Here is a 25,640-nt window from a genome sequence, read left to right on the forward strand (position 1 = left end):
ACCGCAGCGATTTGAGGGCGCGCGACGCCTACCGGGGCGAGCCCGCCACGGCGCGCCGATCAAGGACTTTCGCGTCGATCAAGGGCAAACGGTCGTGGATCGGAGATCAAAGCACGACCGTTTGCCCTTGATCGACGACAAGAGCCGGCGGGCGGCGCGAGCGGGCGACAAGAGCGGGCGGAGCGGGCGGGAGGGGGTTAGCCCTTTACGGCGCCGGCGGTTAGGCCCACGGCTATGTGGCGTTGGATCATGAGGAAGAAGGCGACCACGGGTAGCGCCGTGATGATGGCGCCGGCCATCAACGGGCCCCAGGCGGTGCCGCGGTTGGTCTGGTTCTGCAGGAGCCAGGCCATCAGGTTCTGCTTCTCCGGGTTGTTGAGCGTGTTGATGATGATGAACTCGTTCCACGCCTGGATGAACCCGTAGATCGACGTGGCCACCAGCCCCGGCCCGGTCAGCGGCAGGATGATCCGGTAGAACGTCTGCCACCGGCTGCAGCCGTCGACCAGGGCGGCCTCGTCGAGTTCGCGGGGCACCGCGGCGATGAAGCCGCGCAGCGTCCACACCGTGTACGGCAGGATCAGCACCAGGTACGTGATGCTGACGCCGATGAGGCTGTTGGTGAGGTCGACCCGGTTGAGCATCAGGTAGAGCGGGATGAGCAGGGCGAGCAGCGGCACGAGCTGCACGCCGAGGATCACCATGATGAACGCGCGCCGCCCGTAGAACCGGAAGCGCGCGATCGCCAGCGCCGCGAGGAAGCCGACGACCAGCGCGCCGGCGACCGCGAACGCGGTGACGATCATCCCGTTGCGCAGGTCCACCAGGAAGTATGGCGCCTTGATGGCGGACCTGAAGTTGTCGAGGGTCGGGTGCTCCGGCAGGAACGACGGGGTGAACGACAGCACCTCGGAGGCCGGCTTGAACGCGGTGTTGAGCACCCAGTAGACCGGAAACGCCATGAGCACGACGAAGACGACGCCGACCGTGTTGGCCAGGATGGTGCCCGCCCGGGAGCGGTGCGAGGTAGCGCTCATCAGTCCACGTCTCCAATCATGAACATCTGGCGTACGTAGAAGGCCATCACGCCCAGCATCAGCAGCACGGTGATCACCGAGATCGCCGAGCCGAGGCTGTACTCGTTGCGCCCGAACGCCTGCGTGAACGCGTACGTGGCGAGCGTCTGGTACTCCTGCTCGGGCTTGCTGTCGCGGACCACCCACACCTGGGTGAAGAGGCCGAAGTTCCAGATCACCGACAGCGTGGTGACGATGATGATCAGGGGTCGCAGGATCGGCAGGGTGATGTGGCGCAGCGTCTGCCACGGGCCGGCCCCGTCGACGGTGGCCGCCTCGGTCAGCTCGCGCGGCACCTGGGTGAGGCCGGCGTTCAGGGTGATCGCGAGGAACGGGATGCCGGCCCACACGACCAGCGTGGTGATGACCGCCCAGCCCTGGATCGGGTCGGCGAACCAGCTGTGGTTGGCGAAGTCCACGCCGGGGATCTGGTCGATCATGTAGTTGACCACGCCGAAGTCGGCGTCGACCATCCACTTGAAGATCTGCGCGGAGACGAGCTGCGGGATCGCCCAGACGAACATCATGGCGACCATCATGGCCAGCCGTACGGGCTTGCTCACCCGGCGCATGAGCAGCGCGACCGCCATGCCGAGCACCACCGAGATCGCCACCGACACGACCGTGAAGATCGCGGTGCGCCGTACCACGCTCCAGAAGACGCCGTCGGTGAGGATCTCTTTGTAGTTCTCGAAGCCCACCCACGGCGGGGACGTGCCGGCGAAGAGGTTGCGCAGCTGCATGTCCTGAAAGGACAGTACGAGCATGCGGGCGAGCGGGTACGCCAGCAGGCCCGCCAGCAGCACGAGCGCGGGCATGGTGAGCAGCAGCGGCATCCGGTTCGGCCGTCGACGGCGCACCCGAATGGGGTCACCCAAGCGCGGTGTCTGCACAACCCGTTCGTCGACGGCCTGCATCGCACTCCTTTCACCAGAGGTAGGGGCCGCGCCGCCGCACAGAGCGGCGGCGCGGCCAAACCGGACTCAGCCGTTGAGGGTCTTGGTTATCTCGGCGTCGGCCCACTGCGCGGCCTCGGCCACCGTCTTCTTGCCGGTGACGATGTCCCGCAGCGCCTGCTGCAACACGCCCGCCTTCTCGACGTCGGCCCACTTCTCGGCCATCGGCACGAACCAGCTGCTCTTCGCGGCCAGCGCGGTGGCCTCGTTGCCCTTCACGGCCGCGGCCTTGTCCAGCAGCGAGGTGGCGTTGGGCAGTACGCCCTTGGCCAGCAGCGCCTCCTGGGCCTTCGCGTCGGTGAAGTACTTGATCCACTCAGCGGCGAGGGCCTGGTTCTGGCTCTTGGCGGTCACGCCCAGGTCGGAGCCGCCGAGGAAGGACGGGATGCCCGGCATCGGCGCCGACGCGACCTTGCCCTTGACCTTGGTGGCCACCAGGGCGGAGTTCGGGTCGTTGGGGTCCTTGCGCTGCTCCTGCGCCGCGCCGGCCTCCCAGCCGTTGCCGTAGAACATCGCCGACTGGCCCTGGGCGAAGATGGCGGCCTGGTCGTTCTCGTCCTTGGTCACGTCGCCGGACGAGTACTTCTTGACCAGGTCGGCCCACTTCTGCAAGCCGGCCTGCGCGGTCGGCTCGGACAGGGTGCCGGCCCACTTGTCGCCGTCCTTCTTGGCGATCTGGCCGCCCTCGCCGTACACCCAGGACATCGCGGCGTACCAGTACGCGCCGGGCATGTAGAACGCGGCGAACTTGGCGTTGCTGCCGTTCTTGGCCTTGAGCGAGTCGGCCGCGGCGGTCAGCTCGGCGTAGCTGGTCGGCGGCTTGATCCCGGCGGCCTCGAAGAGGTCCGTGCGGTAGATCAGCACGCGCGCGCCGGCGTAGTAGGGCACGCAGTACGTCTTGCTGTCCAGCTCGCACGGGCCGGAAAGGCCCTTGAGCCAGGTGGCCGAGTTCTCGAAGCGGCTCTTGTCGAGCTCGGCGAACGCGCCGCTGAAGACGTACTTGGGCATCTCGGTGTTGCCCAGCTCGACGACGTCCGGCACGTCGCTGCCGGCCAGGGTCGCGTCCAGCTTGGTCAGGTGGTTGGCCCACTGCTGGTACTCGACCTGCACGTTCGCCTTGGTGGCCGCGGTGAAGCGCGCGTTGGCGTCCTCGACGACCTCCTTCCAGCTCGACTGCGCGTCGACCATGAGCCAGACCTTGATGGTCTTGCCGGTGCCGTCGAGTGCCTGTGCCGACGTGTCGTTGGCGCCACTGTCGTCCGAGCCGCCACACGCGGCCGCACCCAGCAGCGTCGCGGCGAGCGCCGCGGCAATCGCGATCCTGCGTTTCACTGGATCCTCCAAAGGGGGGTGAGGGTGTTTCAGGGGGATGTGCGGTGGGCGACCGCCACGTACAGCAGGTCGAGCACGACCAGCTGCGGGTGGCGGGCGGAGAGTGCGTCGGGCCGGAACGTGGTGGCCTGGCTGGCCGTCAGCAGGACGATGTCCGCCAACTCGGCCAGCGTGGAATGCGGAAAGCTGGTCAACGCGATGGTGGTGGCGCCGTGGCAGCCCGCCTCGGCAAGGGTTTCGATGGTCTCCCGCGTCTGTCCACTGTGGGAGATCGCGAGCGCGACGTCGCCGGGACGGGAGAGGGCGGCGCTGGCGAGTCCATTGTGTACGTCGGTCCAGGCCCACGCCGCCACGCCGATGCGGTGCAGACTGAACTGCATCTCCTCACCGACCAGCGCGCTACCGCTGGCGCCGAAGATGCTCACCCGGGAAGCACCCGCGAGCGCGTCGGCAGCGCGTTCCACTTCGGACAGATCGAGCAGGGCGACGGTGTCGTGCATGGCCCGCGTGTCGGCGGCCATCACCTGCTCGAGCACTTTTTCGATGGGGTCGCTGGGCTCGATCGCCCGGCCGATGTCGACGGCCCAGCCGGCGGCCCGCGCGCGTCCGGTCTCGGCGGCGATGGCGAGCCGGAGTTCGGCGTAGCCCTCGAAGCCGAGCGCCCGGCAGAACCGGGTGACCGTCGCCGCGGAGGTGCCGCTGCGCTCGCCCAACTCGACGATCGTGGACCGGGCGGCGCCGCCCGGGTCGGCGAGCACGTGCTCGGCCACCCGGCGTACCGCCCCGGTGAGCTCCGGCAGCTTGGCGCGGAGGGTCGGCACCACCCCGTCCACGACCACCGGCGTCTCGACCATGGGCAACGCCCTTCAGAAAAGAAAGTTAACTAATAGTGGTAATATTTCTTACTGAAGGGCGCGCTCTTGTCAAGAGGCGGAACTCGAAACGTTATTTACTGCGGCAGGATGTCGCGCAGTTGCGCCCGGTTCGTGATGCCGAGCTTGGGAAACGACCGGTACAGGTGGGTTGCCACGGTCCGGGGGGAGACGAAGAGCCGTTCGGCGATCTCGCGGTTGGTCAGGCCCCGGGCGGCGAGCCGGATGATCTGCTGCTGTTGCGGCGTCAGCTCGGCGAACGCGTCGGGCTCGGCCGGCGCCAGGCTGACGCCCGAGGCGCGCAGCTCGGCCTGGGCCAGCTCCTCCCACGGCCGCGCGCCCAGCCGGTGAAACGTCTCCAGCGCGGCGAGCAGGTACGGCCGGGCGTCGGCGGCCCGGCGGCGCTGCCGGCGCAGCCACTGGGCGTACTCCAGCTCGGTCTGCGCCCGCTCGAACGGCCACTGCCGGCCCTCCGGGTCGGCCAGCGCGCCGGCGAAGTGGCGTTCGGCGGCGTCCGGGTCGGCGAGCAGGGCGCGGCCGCGCTCGACCAGCAGGGCGAGCCGCGGCGAGGCGGTGCCGTCCAGGCGCGCGGCCACCAGGTCCACCACCTGCCGGGCCCGGTCCCGCCGGCCGGTACGCGCCGCCGCGGCGGCCAGCCCGGCCAGCCCGTAGCAGGACGCGTGGAAGTGCACCGGCGTGCCGTCCGCGTGGAAGAGCATCCGGAGCTGCTCGTACGCCAGCTCGTGGTCGCCGTCCGCCACCGCGGCCAACCCGGCGGCGTGCCGCGCGCGTACCGCGATGGCCCGGCTCTCCTGCGGGTCGATGGCGGCGAGCGCGGCGGCCGCCTGTCGCCGGCCGGCGGCGGTGTCCCCGCGTACCCCGGAAAGCTCTGCCTCCAGGGCGTGGGTGGCCGCGGTGACGAGCTCAAGCCGGCCCTCGGCGGCGATCGCGCCCGCCGCCGCGGCGGCCACCTGTGCCTCCGCCCAGCGCCCCTGATCGGCGTACGCCCACCCGAGGCACAGGTACGTCGATGCGCTCCCGCCCAGCGCGCCCTCGGCGCGGCGGCCGTCCAGCGCGGCGGTGAGCAGGTCGACCGCGCAGGCGGTGTGGTCGATGGCCCACGCGGCGGCGCCGAGCGCGCCGAGTTGCAGCGAGTCGCGCACCCCGACCGCGCCGTCGAGGTCGGCGAGCACCTCGGCCCGGCTGCCGAACGGGTCGGTGGCCGCCAGGATCCAGGTGCGCCACGGGTTGCCGGCCGGCAGCCCGAGCCGGGCGGCCGCGTCGCGCACCCGGTGCCGGTCCTCCTCCTCGCCCACGTGGTACGCGACGAGGGCGGCGTTGACCAGCGCCACGGCGGCGTGCGGGGTGCCGAGGTCGGCGGTGCGCAGCAGCACCATGAGGGCGGCGCGGTGCCGGGTGGTCTGGGACAGCGCCCAGCCGCGCGAGTGCGACGCCAGCGCGCGTACGCCGGGGTCGTCGGTGCCGGCGGCGGCCTGCCCGGCCAGCTCCTGGACCCACTCCACCTGCCCGGCGAACGTGGCCGCGTCGGCGCCCAGCGCGAGCCGCCGGGCCCGCTGCGCCGGGTCCGGGCTGAGCTGGGCCGCCCGTTCCAGCGCGCGGGCCGCGGCCGCGTAGCCGCCGCGCTGCCGGGCCCGCTGCGCGCTGGCCTCCAGGGCCGCGGCGACCGGCTCGTCCGGCCCGGCGCTGGCCGCGGCGAGGTGCCATGCGCGCCGGTCGGGCTCGTCGCGCAGCGCCATGGCCAGGGCGAGGTGAGCCTCGCGCCGCGCCACGAGGGGCGCCGCGTGGTAGACGCCGGAGCGCATGAGCGGGTGCCGGAAGCGGACCCGCTGGCCGTCGAGGCGCACCAGCCCGGCCTCTTCCGCGGCCGCCCAGTCCTCCACGTTCCACTCCAGACCGGCCAGGTCACCGCCGTCCGCGGCGGCGGCCAGCAGGAGCAGCCGGCGGGTCGGCGCGGGCAGGGCGGCCACCTGGGCGGCGAAGATCCGTTCGAGCCGCTCGGTCAGCGGGAGCGCGTCCGCCTCGATCTCCGCCGCCGTCTTCGCGAACTCGACCAGCGCGAGGGGGTTGCCGCCGGCCTCGGTGAGCACCCGCAGCCGGGCCCCGCCGGCCGGCGGGCGCGGCTGCCGGTCCAGCAGTTGGTTGGAGGCGTCCCGGGCCAGCGGTTCGAGCGTGAGCGCGGGCAGACCCCGGTCCAGGCCCGCCGGCGCCGCCGTGCCGCGGGCCGCCAGGAGCGCCGCGCTGGGCGAGGCGTCGAGCCGCCGCGCCGCGTACGCGAGGGCGTCCAGCGAGCCCCGGTCGATCCACTGTGCATCGTCGACGACCACGAGCACCGGCCGTTCCTCGGCCAGGTCGGACAGCAGGGTCAGCAGGGCGGCGCCGATCAGCAGCTGGTCGGGCGCCCGCAACCCGTCGCCTTCGAGCCCGAACGCGCCCAGCAGTGCGGCGCGTTGCCGGTCCGGCAGCCGGGTCGCGGCCTTCAGCACCGGCCCGAGCAGCTGGTGCAGCGCGGCGAAGGCGAGCCCGGTCTCGCGCTCGCTGCCGTCCGCGCGGAGCACCCGCCACCCGCACGCGCGGGCGTGCGCGGCCGCCGCCTCCAGCAGCGTGCTCTTGCCTATCCCGGCGTCGCCGAGGACCACCAGCGCCCGCGCGGCGTCCGCGTCGCCGCCGAGGAGCCGGAGTACGGCGTCCAGCTCTCGTTCCCGGCCCACGATGACCGCGGAAAACGAGGCGATTTCATGTCTCAATGGCTCTACCAGGGCAAAGTGTAGTCAAGTGACTGACGAGCGGCGATGACGAAGATCGCACAATGAAAATCATGAACATACCGGGTGCGCCTTCGACCGCGGTTGCCCCACCTGTGCTCGACACCACCGGGTACCTGCTGCTCGCGGCCGAAGTGGACGGCCACAGCGGCCCGCCGAGCGAGGCCAAGCGCCGGCTCGTCGCCGACCTCAAGGGCCGCGCGTCCCAGCTGCGCCGGGACATGTTCGCGAACGTCCTGATCTTCACGGCCTGCCACCTGCGCGCCGACCCGGGCCTGCTGCCCCGGTACGACGTCGGCGTCCTCATACAAGCCCCTACGGTCGAATCCGCGCATTGGCTCAAGGGCGACCCCGCGTTCGCCGCCCTCTACCAGCGGGTGCACGAGCCGGCCCGGTCCACCCGCGTCGTGGTCACCTACAACGCCCGCCGCAACGCCTGCGAGTACGGCCCCCGGCTGCCCCGCATCTATGTGCTGATGCGCTACGTCCTCGGCGACGAGCGCGAGGTCGTGCCGGGCTGGGGCTGGACATACCGCCGGCACCTCTGGACCGACCTGCTCCTCAACCGCGAGCTGCACCGCTACCTGCGGCCGGGCGGCCAGACCGCCCCGGCCCAGTCGATCATGTACCGCTTGGCCTAGGGCGTGTCTGGTGGATCTTGTGGGTGCGAGGCGAGGTCCAGGCGGCGGTCCGGTGGTGCTGGGCGGAAGGTCGCATACCGGTGTTGTATGCGGCCTTTCGACCGGTGCCGCCGGTCGTCGTCTGGGCCCGCCGCAGCCCCACAAAGATCCGCCAGACGCGCCCTAAAGGACAAAGGCCGTCGCGGGTCCTTCGCCGTCGCCCAGGCGCCGTGCGTCTTCCGGGTCAATTCCGGGTACGCCGTGCAACTGCTCCGCCGCCCCCAGGACGATCGCGTAGCGGGTGTCGCCGCGCCGGGTGAACCGCACCGGCAGGCCGTCCGCCGTGGTGGCCTCGGCGGTGGTCCACGGCCGGGTGCCGTAGATCGCCTCGCCGTTGGCCGCCAGCCACCGCCCCACCTCGCGCAGCACGTCCGCCTGCCCGGCCGGGATCTCGCCGCGGTCGTCCGGGGCCACGCCGAGCAGCAGGTTTCCGTTCTTGCTCACCACGTCGACGAGCAGGTGCACCAGCTCGGTCGCCGACAGCAGCTGCGCCGCGGTCTCCTGCCTGTTCCAGCCGAACGACAGGCCCAGCCCGCGCACCGTCTCCCACACATGCGGGTCGATGTCGGGCCGGATCTCGTACTCGGGGCTGCGGATGTCGCTGTGCTCGGACATGAACCGGTCGTTGACGACGCCGTCCGGCACGCGCGCGTAGTACTCCGCGAACAGCCGCTCCGGGTCGCCGCCGGCCGGGTAGCCGATGTCGTTCCAGAGCATGCTCGGCTCGTACCGGTCGATCAGCTCGCGCCAGTGCGCGTTGACGTAGCGGGCGTACTCGGGGGTGTTCGGGATGCTGAACTCCACGTCGATCTGGCGGTGGATCGGCACGTTGCCGAAGGTCCAGTCCAGGCCGCCGGAGTAGTACAGCCCGTACCGCATGCCCTGGGCCCGGACCGCGGCGCCCAGTTCGCCGACCACGTCGCGCTCCGTCGACCAGCCGTCCCGGTACGGGTTGGGCGTACGCGACGGCCACAGCGCGAACCCGTCGTGGTGCTTGGTCACGGGTACGACGTACCGGGCGCCGGCCGCGGCGAACAGGTCGGCCCAGCCGGCCGCGTCCCACCCCTCGACGGCCGCCCGGAAGTCGCCGGCGAAGTCCTCGTACGGCCGGTCGCCGTACACCTCCTTGTGGTGGTGCCAGGTGGGACTGCCCGTCAAAAGGTAGGAGTTTTGATACCACTCCGCGTAACAGTTTCGGAATAGTGGGTCACTTTCCGGGTCTCCGTCGGGGCTGTGACCACCCTGCGACAACACCCGAACGACCGCGTCATCCAGGGGTGCCCACGCCGGGATCGAGTAAAGACCCCAGTGGATCATGATGCCGAACTTGGCATCGCGGAACCAATCTGCCGTCACGCGCACCACCATACATCCGATGTATTTGGCTAAGGCAGTATCGATGCCCATGGAAAGTGCGGCGCCCACCGTCGACCGGGAACCCAGTCCAGCCCCGCCACCGGCACGGTCCGGGGTGAGCGCCGCGATCTGGCGCGTCCTGCGCCACGAGTGGACCCTCGCGGTGCTCGGCGGGCTCCTGCTCGCGGTCGTGCTGACCTGGCCGACCATGCGCCACCCGGCCACCACCATCCCGGGCGACCTCGGCGACCCGACCGTGCAGGCGTGGCAGATGGCCTGGGCCGGGCACGCGCTGCTCACCGACCCGCTGCACCTGTGGGACTCGAACACCTTCTACCCGGAGACGTACACGTACGTGTACACCGACACCCTGCTCGGGTACGCCCCGGCGGGCATGATCGGCTCCGGTGTCGAGGCCGCCATCATCCGCTACAACATCATGTACGTCCTGCTCTACGCGCTCGCGTTCATCGGCGCGTACGCCCTGATCCGCCAGCTCGGCGTGGGCCGGGTCGGGGCGGCGGTCGGCGGCATCGCCTGGGCGTTCTCCCCCTGGCGGCTGGCCCACGGCGGGCACATGAACATCCTGTCCACCGGCGGCATCGCACTGTCCCTGGCCATGCTGGCGCGCGGCCACGGCTGGTCGCTGACCCACGGCTACCGTCCCGAACTGCGCAAGCCCGGCTGGGTGGTGGCCGGCTGGCTCACCGCCACTTGGCAGATCAGCCTCGGCTTCGGCATCGGCCTGCCGTTCGCGTACTTCCTGATCGCCGCCTGCCTGTTGGCCGCCGCGACGTACGCGATCAGCTGGTGGCGGAAGAAGGCCCGGCCGCCGTTCGGACGGCGCCTGCTCGTCGCGAACATCATCGGTGGCGCGGTCTTCAGTGTCGTCACGGTCTGGATGGCGCTGGCCTACCTGAAGGTCGTCGAGCTGAACCCGCAGGGCAAGCGCGGTCTGGAGTGGACGGTGCTGTTCTCGCCGCCGCTCAAGGGCTACTTCACCGCGCCGTGGGAGAACTGGTTCTGGGGCGACCGCCATACCGTCGCCCGCGAGCAGCTGGGCTGGGCCGCCGAGATGGCGCTGCTGCCCGGCATCACGCTGATCGTGCTGGCCAGCGCCGGGCTGTTCTTCTCGGTCTTCAAGCTGCGGCACCGGATCCTGCTCGGCGCCGGCGTCGTCGGCACCGGCCTGCTCGGGCTCGGCGCCAACCTGGGCGACGACGGCGACCCCGGCTACATCACGCTGTCCAGGCACCTGCCCGGCTGGGACGCGCTGCGCACGCCCGGGCGGCTGATGATCTGGATCAGCCTGCTGCTGGCCATCCTCGCCGCGGGCGCCGTGTGCGCGGCCGCCCGCCAGGCGTCCTTGATCAAACAGCCGGCCGCGTTGGTGCTCCGCGCCGCCCTGGTGGTCCCGCTGGCGCTCGTCTTCGTCGAGGGCATCAACCGGACCCCGCACCCCGTCGTACCGACCGCCCCGGCCGCCATGAGCGCCGCCCGCGAGCCGCTGCTCATCCTGCCCAGCGACGGGCTCCTGGAGCTCCACTTCATGCTCTGGACGACCGACGGCTTCCCCCGCATCGCGAACGGGTTGGCCGGCTTCGAGCCCACCACGCAGAGCCAGACCCGGGCCGCCACGGTGTCCTTCCCGGACCCGACGAGCATCGCGTACCTGCGCGGGATCGGCATCAAGGACGTCCTGGTCCTGCCCCACCTCATCACTGGTACGCCGTGGGAGGCGGTGCCCACCCGCCCGGTGGACGGCCTAGGCATCACCCGCGAGGAAATCGACGGCGCCATCCTCTTCCACCTCTAGTGCAAGGAAGGGCACCCTGTTAACGCTTTTTGCATAGCAGGGGGCCCTTCCTAACCTCCCAGGGCGGAGAGGGCGGCGCGGACGCCGCGGCGACGGACGGCGTCGACCAGGGCGGGTTCGCCGGCGCAGAAGCGCTTGAAGAGGTGCCAGCCCACCGGGGTCGCCAGCACGGTGTGGAACGTCCCCGGGTGCTTGGCGAACGCCGCGAGCAGCCGCCGGCCGGCGTGCATCTCCGGGGCGAGCGTCTCCTGCACGGCGACCGGGTACGCGCCGAGGTCGCCGGCCGCCGCGGCCGCCCCGGCGAGCTCGCCCGAGCGCAGCGCGAAGCTGATGCCCTCGCGCGTCCACGGTTCCAGCAGGCCGGCCGCGTCGCCGGCGACCACCACGCGGCCCTGGCGGAGCGGGGAGTCGTCGGCCCGGCAGCGGGTCAGGTGGCCCGAGTCGTGCACCGGCTCGATGCCGGACAGGCCCAGCCGCTCGACGAAGCGCCGCAGGTAGCCCTTTGTCTCCTCGCCCTGCCCGCGCGAGGCGATCACGCCCACGGTGAGCCGGTCGCCCTTGGGGAAGACCCACGCGTACGAGCCGGGGATCGGGCCCCAGTCGAGCAGGAGCCGCCCGCGCCACCGCGCTTGCTGGGCCGGCGGGATCGGCAGTTCCACCTCCAGGCCGAGGTCGACCTGGGTGTAGCGGACACCGACGTGACGGGCCGTGATGCCCGATGAGCCATCCGCTCCGACCACGGCGCGGGCCCGCATCGGCGTACCAGAAGCTAGTCGGACCTCGACGTGGCCGGCGGATTCGTGCAGGCCACGGACGGTGACCCGCTCGCGGACCTCGGCGCCGGCGTCGGCCGCGGCCTTGCGCAGCGCGTGGTCGAACTCCTCCCGGCGGACCATCGTGAGCAGCCCGTCGTGACGGCGGGTGAACTCGCGCCGGCCGTCGCAGGTGAACGTGGCCCGGCCGACGCGGTCGTCGGCCGGCACGTCGATGCGGTCCGCGACGGCGGCGAGCGACGTGCCGATCAGGCCGCCGCCGCAGGTCTTGTAGCGGGGATGCGTGGCCTTTTCGAGTACGACCGTTCGCGCCCCGGCCCGGGCCGCGGCGTGCGCGGCGGACAGCCCGGCCGGCCCTCCGCCGACAACGGCGACATCCCATGTTTCCACCACGAGCAGAATAGCCACCGTGGCTTTCCCGATCATCCTCGACTGCGACCCCGGGCACGACGACGCGCTGGCCATCATGCTGGCGGCGGCTGACCCGCGACTCAACCTGCTGGCGATCACCACGGTGGCCGGCAACCAGACACTGGACAAGACCACGCTGAACGCGCGGCGGGTCTGCACGATCGCCGGCATCACCGGCGTGCCGGTCGCGGCCGGGTACGACCGGCCGCTGGTCGGCGAGCTGCATGTCGCCGACGACATCCACGGCTCGACCGGCCTGGACGGGCCGGCGTTCGGCGAGCCGACCGTGCCGCTGGCGGACGAGCACGCCGTCGCGCTCATGCGCCGCCTGCTGCTCGCGCATCCGGAGCCGGTCACGCTGGTGCCGACCGGACCGCTGACCAACGTCGCGGTGCTGCTGCGGGACCATCCCGAGGTACGACCGAAGGTCCGCGAAATCGTGCTCATGGGCGGCTCGACGGAGCGCGGGAACGTGACGCCGTACGCGGAGTTCAACATCGCGGTGGACCCGGAGGCCGCCGACCTTGTGCTCCGGTCGGGCCTGCCGGTGACGGTCGTCGGCCTGAACGTCACCCATCAGGCACTCGTGACGCCGGACGTCGTGGCGCGGTTCCGGGCGCTGGGCACGCCGCTCGCCGACGCATGTGTCGAGCTGATGACGTTCTTCGCGTCGGCGTACGAGCGGGTTTTCGGACTGCCCGACCCGCCGCTGCACGACCCGGTGGCGATCGCCCGCGTGATCGACCCATCGCTGGTGGAGTGCGTGGACGTGCCGGTCGTGGTGGAGCTGACCGGCACGCACACGCGCGGCGCCACGGTGGTCGACCTGCACCACAAGACGGGTCTCGCGCCCAACGCCCGGGTGGCGGTGCGGCTGCGGGCCGCGCCGTTCTGGGACCTGGTGGTCGACGCGGTCAGCCGGCTGTCAGGATCCCCAACCGCTGGGTCGCCCGGGTGAGGGCGACGTAGAGGTCGTTCTGGCCGCGCGGGGACTCGGCGACGATCGCATCCGGGTCGACCACGATGACCGAGTCGAACTCCAGCCCCTTGGCCTGCTTGACGGTCAGGACGGCGACGTCGCCCTCCAGGTCGGACCGCTCGCCGCCCAGCTCGTCGAGGCGCCCGGCCGGGACGATCACGCCGAGCTTGCCCTCGGCCTCCTGCTCTCGCATGAGCTTGGTGAGCAGCCCCGGCTCCAGCGGCCGGGTCCACGGCTCGACGCCGGACTGCCGTACCGACCGGGGCGGTTCGAGCGTCGGGTCGATCTTGGCGAGGACCTCCGCGGCCACCGCCATGATCTCGGCGGGCGTGCGGTAGTTGACCCGCAGCTCGGCCAGCCGCCACCGGCCGCCGACGTACGGCTCGAACACCTCGCCCCACGAGGACGTGCCGGCCAGGTCGCCGGTCTGGGCCACGTCGCCGACCACGGTCATCGACCGGCTCGGGCAGCGCCGCATCAGCAGCCGCCACGCCATCGGCGACAGCTCCTGCGCCTCGTCGACGATCACATGACCGAACGCCCAGGAGCGGTCGGCCGCCGCCCGTTGCGCCGCGGTCAGGCGGTCGCCGTCGACGTGGCGCTCGGCCAGTTCGCTCGCCTGGACCAGGTCGGCCGCGGCCAGGATCTCGTTTTCGACCTCGTCCTCGGAGTCGGTGGCCGCGGAGCCGCGGGTGATGTCCAGCACCCCTCGGCGTACTCGATCCGGGCCCGGCGCAGCCGCTCGACCCGCGCCGCCGCGCTGGCCTCGTCCTCGCCGAGCAGCTCCGCGGCCTCGTCCAGCAGGGGCACGTCGGCGGGGCTCCAGCCACCTCTCGGCTCCCTTTGTAGCCGCGCGTCGCCCGCGGCTCTGGCCAACCGCTCGGGCGACGCGAACAGCCCGGCCACCAGCTGCTCCGGCGTGAGGATCGGCCAGAGCCAGTCCAGCGTGCCCAGCAGTTCGGGCTCCTTGCGCAGTTCGCGGCGGATCTCGGCCATGTCGGCGTCGTCGAAAATGATCTCCTCGCCGGGCGCGTCACCCTCACCGAGCGGGTCGTGCGCGTACGGGTCGAACCCGATCTTCTCGGCGAGCTGGGCCGCGAGCGCGTGCACGATCTCGGTGTCGAACACCGGCCGGGCCAGGTTGTGCGGCTTGCCCGAGCGGCGCGCCCGCTCCCGCGCCCGGCGTACCGTCTCCGGGTCGAGCCACAGCGTCTCCTGCTCGACCGCGACGGGCAGCGGCTCGTCCGGCACCCGCTGCCGGTCCCGCACCGCCGCCGCCAACACGTCCACCATGGACAGCCGGCCCTTGAGCTCGGCGACCTCGGCCGCCTCGGCGCGGCGCGCCGTCACGCCCGGAAAGAGGTCGCCGACCGTGCCCAGCAACACGCCCGTCTCGGCGAGCGACGGCAACACCTGGGAGATGTACCGCAGGAACGTCTCATTAGGACCCACCACCAGCACGGCCCGCGTGGTCAGCTCGCGCCGGTGGGTGTAGAGCAGATACGCGGCCCGGTGCAGGGCCACCGCCGTCTTGCCGGTGCCGGGTCCACCTTGGACCACGAGTACGCCGTCCAGCGGCGCCCGGATCACCTGGTCCTGCTCGGCCTGGATCGTCTCGACGATGTCCCGCATCCGGCCGGTGCGACTCGCGTTCAGCGCCGACAGCAGGGCTGCCTCGCCGGTCAGTCCCTCGTGGACCTCGTGCGCCTCCTCCAGGTCGAGCACCTCGTCGTCGAGGCCGACGACGGTGCGGCGGCGGGTCCGGATGTGTCGCCGCCGCCGCACTCCGTCCGGGGACGCCGCGGTCGCCAGGTAGAACGGGCGGGCCGCCGGCGCCCGCCAGTCCAGCAGCATCGCCCGGTAGTCGTGGCGCTCGTCGAAGATGCCGATCCGCCCGATGTACCGGGTGTCGCCGTCGTCGGTGTCGCTTTTGTGGAAGTCCAGGCGGCCGAAGCACAGCCCGTGCTCCACCGCGCCGTACTGGGCCACCTGGTCGGTGTAGAGGGCGACCCCGCTCTCCCGTTCCGACCGGGCCTGCGGCGTGCCACCGGTCTGCCGCAACACCCTGGCCAACCGGTTCGCGGACTGCTCGCGCATCTCGTCCAGCCGCTCGTAGAGCGCCGAGACGTACTCCTGCTCCTGGCCGATATCCTGCTCCCGGCCGATATCCGCGGAATTGCTTGACAAAGCCGCTCCCTGGTGGTCTATACTTTGTCGGTCAAGAGGTCAGTTTTCGCTGCCCTCTTTTTTGTTGTTCAACCGACAAAGATACATCCTACGGCTCGCCGTAGATGATCCCCTTCCGTTGGTGGCCAGGTACACGCGGCCGTACACGCGGGGGTCGCCGGTGATGGCGGCGCCGGTCCAGGCGTACTGGTGGCGGTCGTCGTTGATGCGCTGCCAGCGCCGGCCGGCGTCGGCCGAGCGGAAGATGCCGCGGACGCCGCGGACCTTCGCGGTGATGAAGATGTTTCCGCCCTTGCCAAAGCCGACAGCGTCGGCCTCGTCTACGTTGGACAGTCGGGTGAAGGACGCGCCCCCGTCGGTGGAGTGCCACAGGCCGTAGACGCCGCTCGTCGCGTTGCCGCCAGCCAGCCAGACGTCACCGGCCTTGCCGGGCAGCGCCTTGAAGCGCACGTTGCCCTCGGCCGGCAGGCCCGTTGCGGGCGTGGCCGCGAACGTCGCACCGCCGTCCGCGCTGGCGTAGAACACTCCGCCCGCCACCGCGTAGAAGCGGGCCGGGTCGACCCGGTCGGACTCGACGGTCGCGCCCTGCGGCACGCCCGCCGCGGCCGTCCACGTCGCGCCGCCGTCGGCGGACCAGCTCACCGGAGCACCGCCGGGCGCCCACACGGTACGGCTGCCGTCCGCGCCCACCGCGACCGTCCCGCCACCGCTGACCCCGGGCGGCTCGGTGGCGGCCGGAGTCCACGTCGTACCCCCGTCGGTGGAGATACCGAACCGCGGCGCGTTGCCGTTGCCGGACCGGACGATGACGGCGGGGGCGAGCCCGGCGAAGTCCAGGCTCGTGGTGCTGCTGATGGTCGGGTTGGCGTACATGGTGCCCGGCCGGGTGAAGTCCGTGTGCACGAAGCCGCCCACGTCGAGGACGGCCGACAGCAGGTGCGCGCCCTCCGGCGGGCTGATCAGGTCCTGCACCGCGGTCTCCTCCAGCCCGCGCGCCCGTACGGAGATGTGCACCGTCCCGCCGGCGTCCCAGTCGGTGAGGTTGTCGGTGCCGTAGACGGTCGCGCCGGTGCCGTAGAGCAGGTGGTCGGAGTCGAACGGGTCGATCTCCACCGACTCGGTCATCCAGCCCAGCTTCGGCGCCTGCTCGGGCGGCGCGGGCGTGCTGTTCCAGGTCAGCCAGGGCGACTCGGAGATGTCGATGTCGTACCGGTTGGCCCGGTCCGGCCAGCCGAGGAAGTCCCAGGCCCGGGTCCACGTCGCGCCGCGGTCCGTGCTGCGGAAGAAGACGGTGTCCGGCCACCAGGAGATCTGCGTCGCCACCATGAGGGTGGTGGGGTTCTGCCGGTCGATGGTGAGTCCGCTGTAGCCCCATCCGCCGTTTGGATCTGGGGTGATCCGCGCCCACTCGCCCGTGCCCGTGTTCAGCCGCCACACCTCGCCCCTGCCCCCGTCGTACGGCCCGGCGGTGTCGCTCGTCGCGAGGTAGAGGAAGCCGCCCACGTGGTCCAGGACGCCCTTGTGCGGGAGGTAGCCGGTTGGCTGACCGGGCACCCGCTCCCAGGTCGCGCCGGCGTCGGTGGAGCGGTAGAGGATGTTCTCCTTGTCCGCGACGCCGACGTAGATGGTGCGCCTCGTCGGATCGGGCGTCACCCAGAGGATGCCCTGGTTGTCGCTGGAGTAGCCGCTGGTGTCGTTCGGGTCCGGTACGTAGTTGCCCGGGTTCGGGAAGCTGCTCACCGGTTGCCAGGTCGCCCCGAAGTTGGTGCTCCGCCACAGCCCGTTCCCCCGCGTACGCCCAGGTAGAGCACGTTGTTGCGGTGCGGGTCCACGGCCAGCCGCTCCCCCATGCCGCGCCCCGGCATGTTGCCGCCCAGCTTGAACGGCAGCGGGCTCGCCCGCCACGTCGCACCCCGGTCGCGGGAGCGCAGGATGGCGCCGTTGTTCGGATCCCAATCATTCGTGTATGTGCCGACGGCCGCGTACACCCGATCGGGGTCGACCGGGTCGGTGGCGAGGCTGACCACGCCGGTGTAGCCCCACTGGTCCCAGCCCACCCAGTCGAGCAGCGGGACCCACCGCTTCTTCGCCCGACTCCAGCGGTACGCGCCGCCGATGTCGGTACGGGCGTACACCAGGCCGGGCTCGGTCTGGTTGAAGACGATGCCGGGCACGAACCCGCCACCGACGATCTCGACGTTTCGCCATGTGTAGCCGCTGGATCCGGCCTTTGCTGGTTCGGATATGAGGGCCTGAGCCGCCGCCCCGGCGGCCCCCGCCGCCAGCAGGCCGCGGCGGGAGATGTGCGCACCTGTCATGGGCCAGATTCGACATCCTCGATGGAGGTGCCGTCAATAGTTGGGACGGTAAACCAACTCCGGACTGAGCTCGGTGGGGTTAACCGACTCGGCGGTAACCTAGTGGCCGTACCGCCGAATGCGAAAGCTTGCCAAGGTGGCCGATGATGGGACGGAAGCCCTGCTCAGAGGCTGTCAAACGGAGGGAAACGCTGTGACAGATGCGACACCGTCGGTGAACGACCCCGCGGCCACCACCCCGACGGAAGCGACCTGCCAGCACTGCGGCCTGTCCCTGGCCCTGGACGACATCTGGGGCTGGGTCCACAAGAACGGCCAGTACCTCTGCTACGACCCCAACACCGGCGAGCCGATGTCGCTGCCGGCCCAGCCCGCGTACGTCTGACGGCGGTAGGGTGTCGGCGTGGAGGTCGGCGCCAAGCTGCAGATCCGTACCGGCCAGCGGGTAGCCGTGCTGGACGCCCCGCCGAGGTCGCGGTCGCGCTGCCGGACGGCGCCACCCGAGTCACCGAGGCCGGCGAGGCCGACGCGGTGATCGCGTTCGTCCTGGACAACGCCGGACTGGCCGGCCAGGCCACCGCCGCCACCCTCGACGCCGCCCGCGCCGACCGGCTGGCCTGGATCGCGTACCCGAAGGCCGGCCAGCTCGGCACCGACCTCAACCGCGACCGGCTCGCGGCGACGCTCGCCGGCCGCGGCGTCCGGCCGGTACGCCAGGTCTCGATCGATCCAGTCTGGTCCGCGCTCCGCTTCCGCCCCGCCTGACCACTCCCGCTCGCTCGCCGCGCCCTCCCCGCGAGCTCTCCTCGCGGGCTCTTCTCGCGCGGGCCGCGCCCTCCTCGCGCGGGCCGCGCCCTCCTCGCGCTGGCCGCGTCGATCAAGGGCTCCCTCGCCGATCAAGGGCATATGGCCGCGGTTTGATCTCCGATCCACGACCGTATGCCCTTGATCGACGCACAAATCCTTGATCGACGCGGCGGGAGGCGGCGCGGTGTCGCGCCATGCGCGGCGCATCGCGCCGCGAGCCGCGGCGGCGCCGCGAGGTCGGCGGGCCGCGGAGGCGGGCGGACGGGGTGATGGGGTCGCGGGACGGGGGTTTCGGGTCCACGATGGAAAGGTCAGGCCAAGGGAGGCAGCATGCCGCGTCTGTTGCCGCGCATCTCGCCCGAGCCGCCGCCGGAGTACGTGGCGTTCGTCGAGCACCATCTCGACGCGCTCCGGCGCGACGCGGCCCGGGTCGTGGGTACCGAGCGGGACGCCGACCACCTCTATCCCGACGTGCTGACCGATGTCGCGACCCGGTGGCGCTGGCTGGAGTTGCAGCGCACCCGCCTGCGCCAGCCGGGGGCCACCGATCTGTACCTGCGGCGTGCGTTCAGCCGCCGGGCGGAGCACTGGCAGGCGCCCGAGTTGCTGCCGCTCGACGCCGACGTGTGGCCGGTGGAGGTGCAGGTGTGGTCCGCCGGCACGGTCGAGCCGCCGGGACCGCCGCTGCGCCCGGCCCTGTCGAGCGTCGCCCTCCGGCTCGCGCCGCACCTGGACCCGACGCAGCGCCCCAGGGCTGGGCCGCTGGGCGAGGCGGCGGTGGCGTGGTGGCACGCCTGCGAGACACACCGGCGCCGGCGCAGGATCGCCGCGGTCGTCGTCGCCCTCGTCCTGCTCGCGCTCACCAACCGGCTGCCGCAGGACGAGCGGGTACGCGCGGAGGGGGTTGCGCTCCGGCCGGATCGGAGTACTGTATCGATTTAGAAGCACTGGATCGATACAGAAGGACCGGCCCGACGCCATGAAGCCCACGCTGCAGACCATCGCCGATGCCGTCGGCGTATCGCGCAGCACCGTCTCCAACGCGTACGGCCGGCCGGACCAGCTCTCCCCGAGCTGCGCGAGCGGATCTTCGCGGCGGCTCGGGAGCTGGGCTACTCGGGGCCCAACCCGACGGCCCGCTCGCTGCGCCGGGGTCGCGCCGGGGCGATTGGAGTGCTGTTCACACCAGCCCTGTCGTACGCGTTCACCGACCCGTACGCGGTGCAGTATCTGCGCGGGCTGGCCGAGGTCGCCGAGCGTCACGAGACAGGGCTGCTGCTCGTGCCGCTGGCTGCCGACCCCGAGGGCGCCCTGAGCGCCGTGCAGAACGCGGCTGTCGACGGCTTCTGCTTCTACTGCGTCCCGGAGTGGTACCGGGCGATGGCCGCCGCCCAGGCACGCGGCCTGCCGGTGGTGAGCTCCGAGCAGCCGGGCGAGAGCTGGCCGGACGCGTACTTCGTCGGCGTCGACGAGGTGGCAGCCACCCGCGTGGCAGGCGAGCACATCGTCCACCTCGGACACCGGCGCATCGCGGTGATCGGCGACTACCTGAGCACCGACCGCGCGACCCGCCTGCTGAGTGTGCCGGCGCCCGAGGACCTGCCGTCGTACGTGAGTCGCGAGCGGCTGCGTGGCTACCGCGACGCGTTTCGCGCCGGTGGTCTGGAGTGGACGGAGATCGTCACCGTCAACGCCCACGGCAACAGTCGCGAGGAGGGTGCGGCCGCCGCGGCGTACGCGCTCGATCGCGCACCGCGCCCCACGGCGGTGGTGGCGCTGACCGACATCCTCGCGCTGGGGGTCCTGGACGCGGTCGCCGCGCGGGGCCTGCAACCGGGGCGGGACGTGTCGGTCGTCGGCTTCGACGACATCCCGGATGCGGATGGCGCTCACCTGACCACCGTCCGGCAGCCGGCCTTCGAGCGGGGCCGCATCGCCGGAGCACTGTTGCTCGAACCGCCGACCGACCCGGCTGGCCGGCACGTCGTCCTGCCCACCGAACTCATCGTCCGGGCCTCCACCGGTCCGGCACCGACAAGGGGTATCTGATGTTGGATCCAACCGCCATGATCCTCGCTGACAAGGCGACCCGGCACCACGTCATGTCCGCCCGGCCGGCAGCGCCTACCGCGCCCGAACGCCCGCCGCGGCAGCGCGCCGAGGGCATGCGTCTCGCCGCCGCCGTGGTGCTGCGCCGGCTGGCCGACCGGGTTGAGCCGCGCCGCGTGGAGACCTGCGTACCCGCGTCGTAGGCGGCCTTCGTAAGTCACTAAGGTGGCGGATTTCTCGTACGTCCCGCTCCGCGACGCTAGGTCATGTGAGCGTTATGCATCGAGGCGACGAGGACCTCCACTACAGCGACAACTCCCACCGCTGGATCGCCCCGCCGGAGATCGACCAGGCCATCTGGGAGGCGGGTCTCCGGGCGCACATGGCCCAGCACCGTTCGACAATGGGTGGCCCCTTCAACATCAACGAGCTGATAGAGGTGCCGCCTCCGCGGCGCATTCCGCGGCAGCGGGCAGCTTAACCAGTCGTCAGTCACGCAGCGGCAGGTCTTGGATTTCCAGGGCCTGCCGCGCTCTGCGTTTTGCATTATGCAAAATGCAGAGCGATTCGCCCTGTTTGCCGTCCGTTAACCTTGCCACCCGCCCTTAACGAACGCTAAGCGGTGGCGCGCAGGCTCACCTCGCGCGCAATCTCGGTGCGCGAATGCAGGTTGAGCTTGGCGAGGATGTGCGATACGTGCGTCTGGACGGTGCGCCGGCTCAGGAAAAGGTGGGCCGCGATCTGCGGGTTCGACATTCCGTCCGCGACCAGCCCGGCAACCTTGATCTCGGTCGGGGTAAGGCTGCTCCAGCCGTGGTCGGCCCGACGGTGCCGCACGTGCGGCCCGCGCCGGATGCCGTACGACCGGAATTTGGCCTGCGTACGGGCCAGATCCCACTCGGCGCCCAGGTCGCTGTAGAGGGAGAACGCGGTGGTGAAGTGGGCTCGCGCGCCGGCGACGTCACCGCGCTCGGCCAGCGCCGCGCCGGCGGCCTCCAGCGCCTGTGCCCGCGGCAGCGGCCGGCCGGCGGCCTCGTAGTGCTGGGCGGCGCTGAGCAACAGCTCTGGGTCGCGGTCGAGCAGGCCACGGCAGTGCGGCGGCAGTGCGATGTGGTGCGGCACGTCGGACGTACGCGCGACTTCCTCGGCCTGCTTGACGACCGTGCGGGCGGCCTCGAAGTCGCCGACCTCGATGGCGAGCCGGACGGCGTCGGCAAGCAGGTCGGCGGTTGTCTCGGTGTCCTCGGTCTCGGACAGCCCGGCCATGAGCACCGCGAGCGCCTCGACCGGATCGTCGGCCTGCTCCCGGTTGAGGCTCTTGGCTAGCGCCAGCACACCGATGACCCGATCGCCGAGTTGCGCGGCGTATCGCTCGGCGTCCGCGAGATCCTGCCCGGCCGTCGGGTCCCCACGATGGAGCCGAATGACGGCGGCCACGCCCCGGTCGCAGCACTCCACCACTGGGCTCTTGGAAGCGCCCGGCGCGGGCTCGATCTCCACCAGCGCGTCGTCCCAGCGCCCGGCCAGGAATAGGAGCTCGCCGAGAACGCTCTGCGCCTGCCCGAGCCGGACCATGTTTCCGGCCTCGTCGGCCAGCTGACGCCCGTGCTCGGCCGCGCCGATGGCCGCGTCCAAGCGATCGAGATGGACGAGAGCAACGGCGTGGTTGATATGCAGCGACAGCCGGAGGTCGGCCAGGCCCGGGTGTCCCTCGGCGACGGCGAGGGCCCTGTCGAAGAGCGGCAGGCTTCGGGCCGCCTCGCCACGCATGCCCTGCACGACGGTCTGCAACCCGAGCGCCCACCCGGTGGCCCACCGATCCCCGGACTCGGTGGCCGCGGCGAGCGCGGTGGTCGCGACCTGGCCGGCCGTGTCCACACGGCCAAGGAGGCACTGGGTACGCGCCTTCAGCACCAGCAGCCGGGTGCGGTGCTGCCGGCCCACCATGGGCCCGTCCAGCGCACGGTCCAGCGCGGCGAGCGCCTCCTCAGCCCTACCCTGCATGCTGCGGCATTGCGTCAACGTCCAGTGCAGGTCGACGAGGTAGTCCGGGCGGGTCACGTATTCGAGCGCGCTCGTCGCCACCTCAGCCGCACTGGCGGCGTCGCCCGTCCGGTAGAGGGCATCGGCGAGGCGGCAGGCAAGCAGGTCGTGCGGTGCCACCCCGGCGGGTATCGCCGCCACCGCTCGGCGCAGGAGCGGGATCGCGGCACCCGGCGCACGAGCCACCAGCCGCTGGCCGGTGTCGACCAGCCACTGCACCATCCACTCGTCGGCCACGCCGGCGGTGCCCTCATCCTGGAACGCGGGCAGCAACTGCCGGGCCACCCGCTCGGCCGGGGCACCATTGTCGGCGAGTGCGCGAGCGGCGTCGCGGTGCCAGGCAGCCCGGACGGCGATCGGCAGCTCCTCGTAGAGGGCGGTGCGGATCAGCGGGTGCCGGAACGCCAGGGCGAAGTCGTTTTCCCGCAGGACGCCCGCGAGGATCGCCTCGTCGAGGACCGGCATCAGCTCGGTCACCGTCTGGCCCGACGCCATCGCGAGCTCGGACACCGAGAAGTCCACGCCCAGCAGCGCCGCGGCGCGCAGCGTGCCGCGCCCGGCCGGGGAGAGGAACTCGAGCCGGTCGGCGATGACGGCGGCCAGCGAGCCCGGCGTCTTCGTACCGGTTGCCTCGATCGTGCCGTTGTCGGTGGTCAGCGCGCCTGCCCGATCCAGTGCCGCGACCAGCTCGGTGATGTACAGCGGGTTGCCGGCAGCGCCAGCGGCCAACCGGAGCAGGCGGGGGCCCGGCGTGCTGCCGGCTGCGTTGGCGACCAGCTCGCCAACCTCGACTTCGGAGAGGCTGTGCAGCCGCATGCGGGACGCCGGCTCGATCGTGCGACCCAGCGCCTTCAGGTCTTCCCGCCGCGGTACCGGGCGCATGACGCCGACCACGAACAGGGGAAGCTGGCGCACCGACCGCACCAGCCGGCCCAACATCTGCACGGTGGCGGGGTCGGCCCACTGGAGGTCGTCAACGACCAGCATGACCGGGATGTCCGTGCACAGCTCGTCGACCAGCGCCAGCAATCGCTCGGTGGCGGCGGCGACGTGATCGACGCCGTTGCCCGGCGCGGACTCGATGCGGAGCAGCTCCAGGATCTCGGCCTGACCGCCGCTGTCGACGGGCGCGGACTCCAGGGCGTCGAGCAGGGGAAGCAACGGGAACGCGTGGCTCAGCTCGTCGCAGGACGCCCAGAAGACCTGGCAGCCGGCCGACTTCGCCTCGTCCGCAGCGGCGCGCATCAGCGACGACTTACCGATACCCGGCTCGCCCTCGACAAGGACGGCCCGACCGCGCCCGGCGGCGAGGTCCGAAATCCAGCTCCGCGTCCGATCGAGATGACGCTGACGCCCGATTAGCGATGGGGCAAACCGCGTCTCGACCATCTCGTGAACCTCACCTTTCGTCCGCCGCCACGAACCCGTCGTTCACCCGCCGTATGCCTGCAACAATCGCGCCCACCCCTGAGCCAAAGATCCGATGAACATGAATAATCGACAGTGTCCGCTTGCCTGCGATTAGGCAATCGTTTCACTGCTGTTAACCTGCCGTTCACCCGCCTACCCGACCGTAATCAATACCTAGCTGGGTGTATTTGGAGGCAGGGAAAACCGCACGGGCGACGTGGCCGTCGCCCAATGTCTGGTTTACCCGTACGCTTGGCAGGAGCGTGCAATGTATAAATTCAGAAGGACAGCCATCGCCGTAACGGTGATGGCCATTAGCGCACTGGCAGCAGCAGCCGCGACCGCTGGCACGGTCGCACTGGCAGCCGTTTACCACCCGTGAACCCTAGGGCCATCACCGCCCTGGTAGATCCCCTCTCCGAAGCGGCTTCAGAGCAACACCAACGAGAAGTAATGATGCCGCCTCGGGAGCCGGATGGGAAGGTTTCACGGCCGCCAATTTTGCAAATTGCAGAGAGCATCTGCGCAAGGGACCTTGCATCCCCCCGGTCCTGAAGAGAGCGGCGGTACGACCCGGGCGACATGGGTCGACACGGTCGCCCGGCACGTCCGCCGCTCTGACCAGGAATCTTAGGCACCGCCGCACCGGCGGAGACCCTCCCCGATCAAGGATTTTCGCGTCGATCAAGGGCAAATGGTCGCGGATCAGAGATCAAAGCACGACCATTTGCCCTTGATCGACGCGGCGGCGGGGCCGACGCACGGCGCGGGACGCGGCGGCGGGGCCGACGCACGGCGCGGGACGCGGCGACGGGGCCAGCACGCGGCGCGGGCGCGGAGACGGGGCCGGCGCGGAAGGCGCGGGACGCGGGACGCGGGACGCGGGACGCGGGGACGGGGGCGGCGCGGGACGCGGCGGGGTGGGGGTTAGAGCGGCTTTTGGGCTACGGCGGCGTGCATGCCGGAGCGCTCTGGGTGGCCGTCGAAGGGGTCGGACTCGTGGCCCGACTCGGGACGCCAGGCCGGCGCCCACACGAGCCCTGGCGGTACGACCTCGAAGTCGTCGCCGAAGAATCGAAGCACCTCGTCCGCCGTACGCAGACCGCCCGGGGTCGCCGTCCGTTGCTTGTAGACACCCTGCACGGCCTGTGCCTGGCTCGCCAGGAACCCCTCGGCCGCCCCGTGTGACAGCACCAGCCAGCTGCCCGGCGCCAGCCGCTCGCGGACCTTCCGGACGGCCGTGTAGGCGAGGGCGTCGTCGGGTACGAAGTGGAGCACCGCGACCAGCAGCACGGCGACCGGCCGGTCCAGGTCGATGACGGCGCGCAGGTCGGGGTGGTCCAGCAGCTCCAGCAGGTCGTCCGGGCGGCACAGGTCGCCGAGGACGGCGGCCGCCCGCTCGTTGCCCTCCAGCAGGCCCCGGCTGTGCATGACCGCCACCGGGTCGATGTCCACGTAGACCACCCGGGCGTCCGGGTTGGCCGCCTGCGCGACCTGGTGCACGTTCCCTTGCGTCGGCATCCCGGATCCAATATCCAGGAACTGATGTACGCCCTGCGCGACCAGGTGCCGCACGGCCCGGCCCAGGAACTCCCGGTTGGCCCGCGCGATTGACGGCACCAGCGGCATCGACGCGATCACGTTCTCGGCCGCCTGCCGGTCGGCCGCGAAGTTGTGCACCCCGCCCAGGTAGTAGTCGTACATGCGGGCCGCGGTGGCCGTGTTGACGTCGTCGCCGAGCCGCTCGCGGGCCTGCGCCCAGTTGCGCTCGTCCACCTCGCCGTACTGTCCA

General features: G+C 71.5%; 19 protein-coding genes and 2 pseudogenes. 9 read left to right on the forward strand and 12 right to left on the reverse strand.

The features are described from left to right. Positions 1–197: 197 nt before the first annotated feature. The 5 genes and pseudogenes from Prum_RS10505 to Prum_RS10525 all read right to left on the reverse strand — a co-directional run bounded on the left by Prum_RS10505 (position 198) and on the right by Prum_RS10525 (position 7,001). Positions 198–1,037 carry a carbohydrate ABC transporter permease gene (locus tag Prum_RS10505; protein WP_173076006.1) on the reverse strand — a complete coding sequence of 280 codons (840 nt, stop codon included), beginning with the start codon at positions 1,035–1,037 and terminating at the stop codon, positions 198–200. After that, entirely contained in the window at positions 1,037–1,993 is a 957-nt protein-coding gene (locus Prum_RS10510) for a carbohydrate ABC transporter permease (RefSeq protein WP_173076007.1), read from the reverse strand. The genes Prum_RS10505 and Prum_RS10510 overlap by 1 nt, the downstream gene beginning before the upstream one ends. Before the next feature lie 66 nt (positions 1,994–2,059). Further along, positions 2,060–3,364 carry an extracellular solute-binding protein gene (locus Prum_RS10515; RefSeq protein ID WP_173076009.1) on the reverse strand — a complete coding sequence of 435 codons (1,305 nt, stop codon included), beginning with the start codon at positions 3,362–3,364 and terminating at the stop codon, positions 2,060–2,062. Between the two features lie 38 nt (positions 3,365–3,402). Next, positions 3,403–4,218: pseudogene (locus tag Prum_RS10520) on the reverse strand (MurR/RpiR family transcriptional regulator); the annotation flags it as partial. 95 nt (positions 4,219–4,313) lie between these two features. Further along, on the reverse strand, positions 4,314–7,001 hold the full coding sequence (locus Prum_RS10525; protein WP_218577197.1) for a helix-turn-helix transcriptional regulator: 2,688 nt from the start codon (positions 6,999–7,001) through the stop codon (positions 4,314–4,316). A 71-nt stretch (positions 7,002–7,072) separates the two neighbouring features. Here Prum_RS10525 and Prum_RS10530 point away from each other — a divergent pair, with 71 nt between their 5' ends. After that, complete coding sequence (locus tag Prum_RS10530; RefSeq protein ID WP_173076013.1) at positions 7,073–7,660, forward strand: hypothetical protein; 588 nt, start codon at positions 7,073–7,075, stop codon at positions 7,658–7,660. A 162-nt stretch (positions 7,661–7,822) separates the two neighbouring features. Here the strand turns inward: Prum_RS10530 and Prum_RS10535 are convergent, their stop codons facing one another. Further along, positions 7,823–9,106, reverse strand: coding sequence for an alpha-L-fucosidase (locus Prum_RS10535; protein ID WP_308785347.1), 1,284 nt, complete (start codon positions 9,104–9,106; stop codon positions 7,823–7,825). Between Prum_RS10535 and Prum_RS10540 the strand changes: the two genes are divergently transcribed. Further along, positions 9,099–10,871, forward strand: coding sequence for a hypothetical protein (locus Prum_RS10540; RefSeq protein WP_246277799.1), 1,773 nt, complete (start codon positions 9,099–9,101; stop codon positions 10,869–10,871). The genes Prum_RS10535 and Prum_RS10540 overlap by 8 nt on opposite strands. 50 nt (positions 10,872–10,921) lie before the next feature. On the opposite strand, the gene Prum_RS10545 is transcribed toward Prum_RS10540, so the two are convergent. Then, positions 10,922–12,034: a geranylgeranyl reductase family protein gene (locus Prum_RS10545; RefSeq protein WP_173076019.1), complete on the reverse strand. Its 1,113-nt coding sequence runs from the start codon at positions 12,032–12,034 to the stop codon at positions 10,922–10,924. Positions 12,035–12,053: 19 nt separating this feature from the next. Between Prum_RS10545 and Prum_RS10550 the strand changes: the two genes are divergently transcribed. Next, complete coding sequence (locus Prum_RS10550; RefSeq protein WP_173076021.1) at positions 12,054–13,013, forward strand: nucleoside hydrolase; 960 nt, start codon at positions 12,054–12,056, stop codon at positions 13,011–13,013. Here Prum_RS10550 and Prum_RS10555 read toward each other — a convergent pair. From Prum_RS10555 to Prum_RS53705, 3 genes and pseudogenes are all read right to left on the reverse strand, one after another. After that, positions 12,970–15,131, reverse strand: a pseudogene (locus Prum_RS10555) (HelD family protein). The gene Prum_RS10550 and the pseudogene Prum_RS10555 overlap by 44 nt on opposite strands. A gap of 129 nt (positions 15,132–15,260) precedes the next feature. Then, complete coding sequence (locus tag Prum_RS10560; protein ID WP_218577198.1) at positions 15,261–16,961, reverse strand: sialidase family protein; 1,701 nt, start codon at positions 16,959–16,961, stop codon at positions 15,261–15,263. Further along, a complete protein-coding gene (locus tag Prum_RS53705; RefSeq protein ID WP_218577199.1) occupies positions 16,958–17,539 on the reverse strand; it encodes a hypothetical protein in 582 nt (193 codons plus the stop codon). The genes Prum_RS10560 and Prum_RS53705 overlap by 4 nt, the downstream gene beginning before the upstream one ends. A gap of 193 nt (positions 17,540–17,732) precedes the next feature. On the opposite strand from Prum_RS53705, the gene Prum_RS10565 reads away from it, so the two are divergent. From Prum_RS10565 to Prum_RS10590, 6 genes are all read left to right on the forward strand, one after another. Further along, entirely contained in the window at positions 17,733–17,924 is a 192-nt protein-coding gene (locus Prum_RS10565; RefSeq protein WP_173076023.1) for a hypothetical protein, read from the forward strand. Between the two features lie 146 nt (positions 17,925–18,070). Then, positions 18,071–18,304 carry a hypothetical protein gene (locus tag Prum_RS49445; protein ID WP_218577200.1) on the forward strand — a complete coding sequence of 78 codons (234 nt, stop codon included), beginning with the start codon at positions 18,071–18,073 and terminating at the stop codon, positions 18,302–18,304. Between the two features lie 372 nt (positions 18,305–18,676). Continuing rightward, positions 18,677–19,288: a hypothetical protein gene (locus Prum_RS10575; RefSeq protein ID WP_173076025.1), complete on the forward strand. Its 612-nt coding sequence runs from the start codon at positions 18,677–18,679 to the stop codon at positions 19,286–19,288. A 231-nt stretch (positions 19,289–19,519) separates the two neighbouring features. Then, on the forward strand, positions 19,520–20,395 hold the full coding sequence (locus tag Prum_RS10580) for a substrate-binding domain-containing protein (protein WP_246277800.1): 876 nt from the start codon (positions 19,520–19,522) through the stop codon (positions 20,393–20,395). Beyond that, entirely contained in the window at positions 20,395–20,598 is a 204-nt protein-coding gene (locus Prum_RS10585) for a hypothetical protein (RefSeq protein WP_173076027.1), read from the forward strand. Before Prum_RS10580 ends, Prum_RS10585 begins: the two co-directional genes overlap by 1 nt. A 65-nt stretch (positions 20,599–20,663) precedes the next feature. Beyond that, positions 20,664–20,876 carry a hypothetical protein gene (locus Prum_RS10590; RefSeq protein ID WP_173072731.1) on the forward strand — a complete coding sequence of 71 codons (213 nt, stop codon included), beginning with the start codon at positions 20,664–20,666 and terminating at the stop codon, positions 20,874–20,876. Positions 20,877–21,010: 134 nt separating this feature from the next. On the opposite strand, the gene Prum_RS10595 is transcribed toward Prum_RS10590, so the two are convergent. Then, a complete protein-coding gene (locus Prum_RS10595; RefSeq protein WP_173076029.1) occupies positions 21,011–23,827 on the reverse strand; it encodes a helix-turn-helix transcriptional regulator in 2,817 nt (938 codons plus the stop codon). A 948-nt stretch (positions 23,828–24,775) separates the two neighbouring features. Next, complete coding sequence (locus Prum_RS10600) at positions 24,776–25,624, reverse strand: SAM-dependent methyltransferase (protein WP_371871363.1); 849 nt, start codon at positions 25,622–25,624, stop codon at positions 24,776–24,778. Positions 25,625–25,640: the final 16 nt, after the last annotated feature.

Origin of the sequence: Phytohabitans rumicis (genome assembly GCF_011764445.1) — a bacterium.
GTDB lineage: Bacteria > Actinomycetota > Actinomycetes > Mycobacteriales > Micromonosporaceae > Phytohabitans > Phytohabitans rumicis.

Coding starts and splice junctions, on each gene's coding strand:
- Prum_RS10505 (WP_173076006.1), bottom strand. CDS start 1,037: ATGAGCGCTACCTCGCACCGCTCCCGGGCGGGCACCATCCTGGCCAAC.
- Prum_RS10510 (WP_173076007.1), bottom strand. CDS start 1,993: ATGCAGGCCGTCGACGAACGGGTTGTGCAGACACCGCGCTTGGGTGAC.
- Prum_RS10530 (WP_173076013.1), top strand. CDS start 7,073: ATGAACATACCGGGTGCGCCTTCGACCGCGGTTGCCCCACCTGTGCTC.
- Prum_RS10540 (WP_246277799.1), top strand. CDS start 9,099: ATGCCCATGGAAAGTGCGGCGCCCACCGTCGACCGGGAACCCAGTCCA.
- Prum_RS10535 (WP_308785347.1), bottom strand. CDS start 9,106: ATGGGCATCGATACTGCCTTAGCCAAATACATCGGATGTATGGTGGTG.
- Prum_RS53705 (WP_218577199.1), bottom strand. CDS start 17,539: ATGACAGGTGCGCACATCTCCCGCCGCGGCCTGCTGGCGGCGGGGGCC.
- Prum_RS10575 (WP_173076025.1), top strand. CDS start 18,677: ATGCCGCGTCTGTTGCCGCGCATCTCGCCCGAGCCGCCGCCGGAGTAC.
- Prum_RS10585 (WP_173076027.1), top strand. CDS start 20,395: ATGTTGGATCCAACCGCCATGATCCTCGCTGACAAGGCGACCCGGCAC.
- Prum_RS10595 (WP_173076029.1), bottom strand. CDS start 23,827: ATGGTCGAGACGCGGTTTGCCCCATCGCTAATCGGGCGTCAGCGTCAT.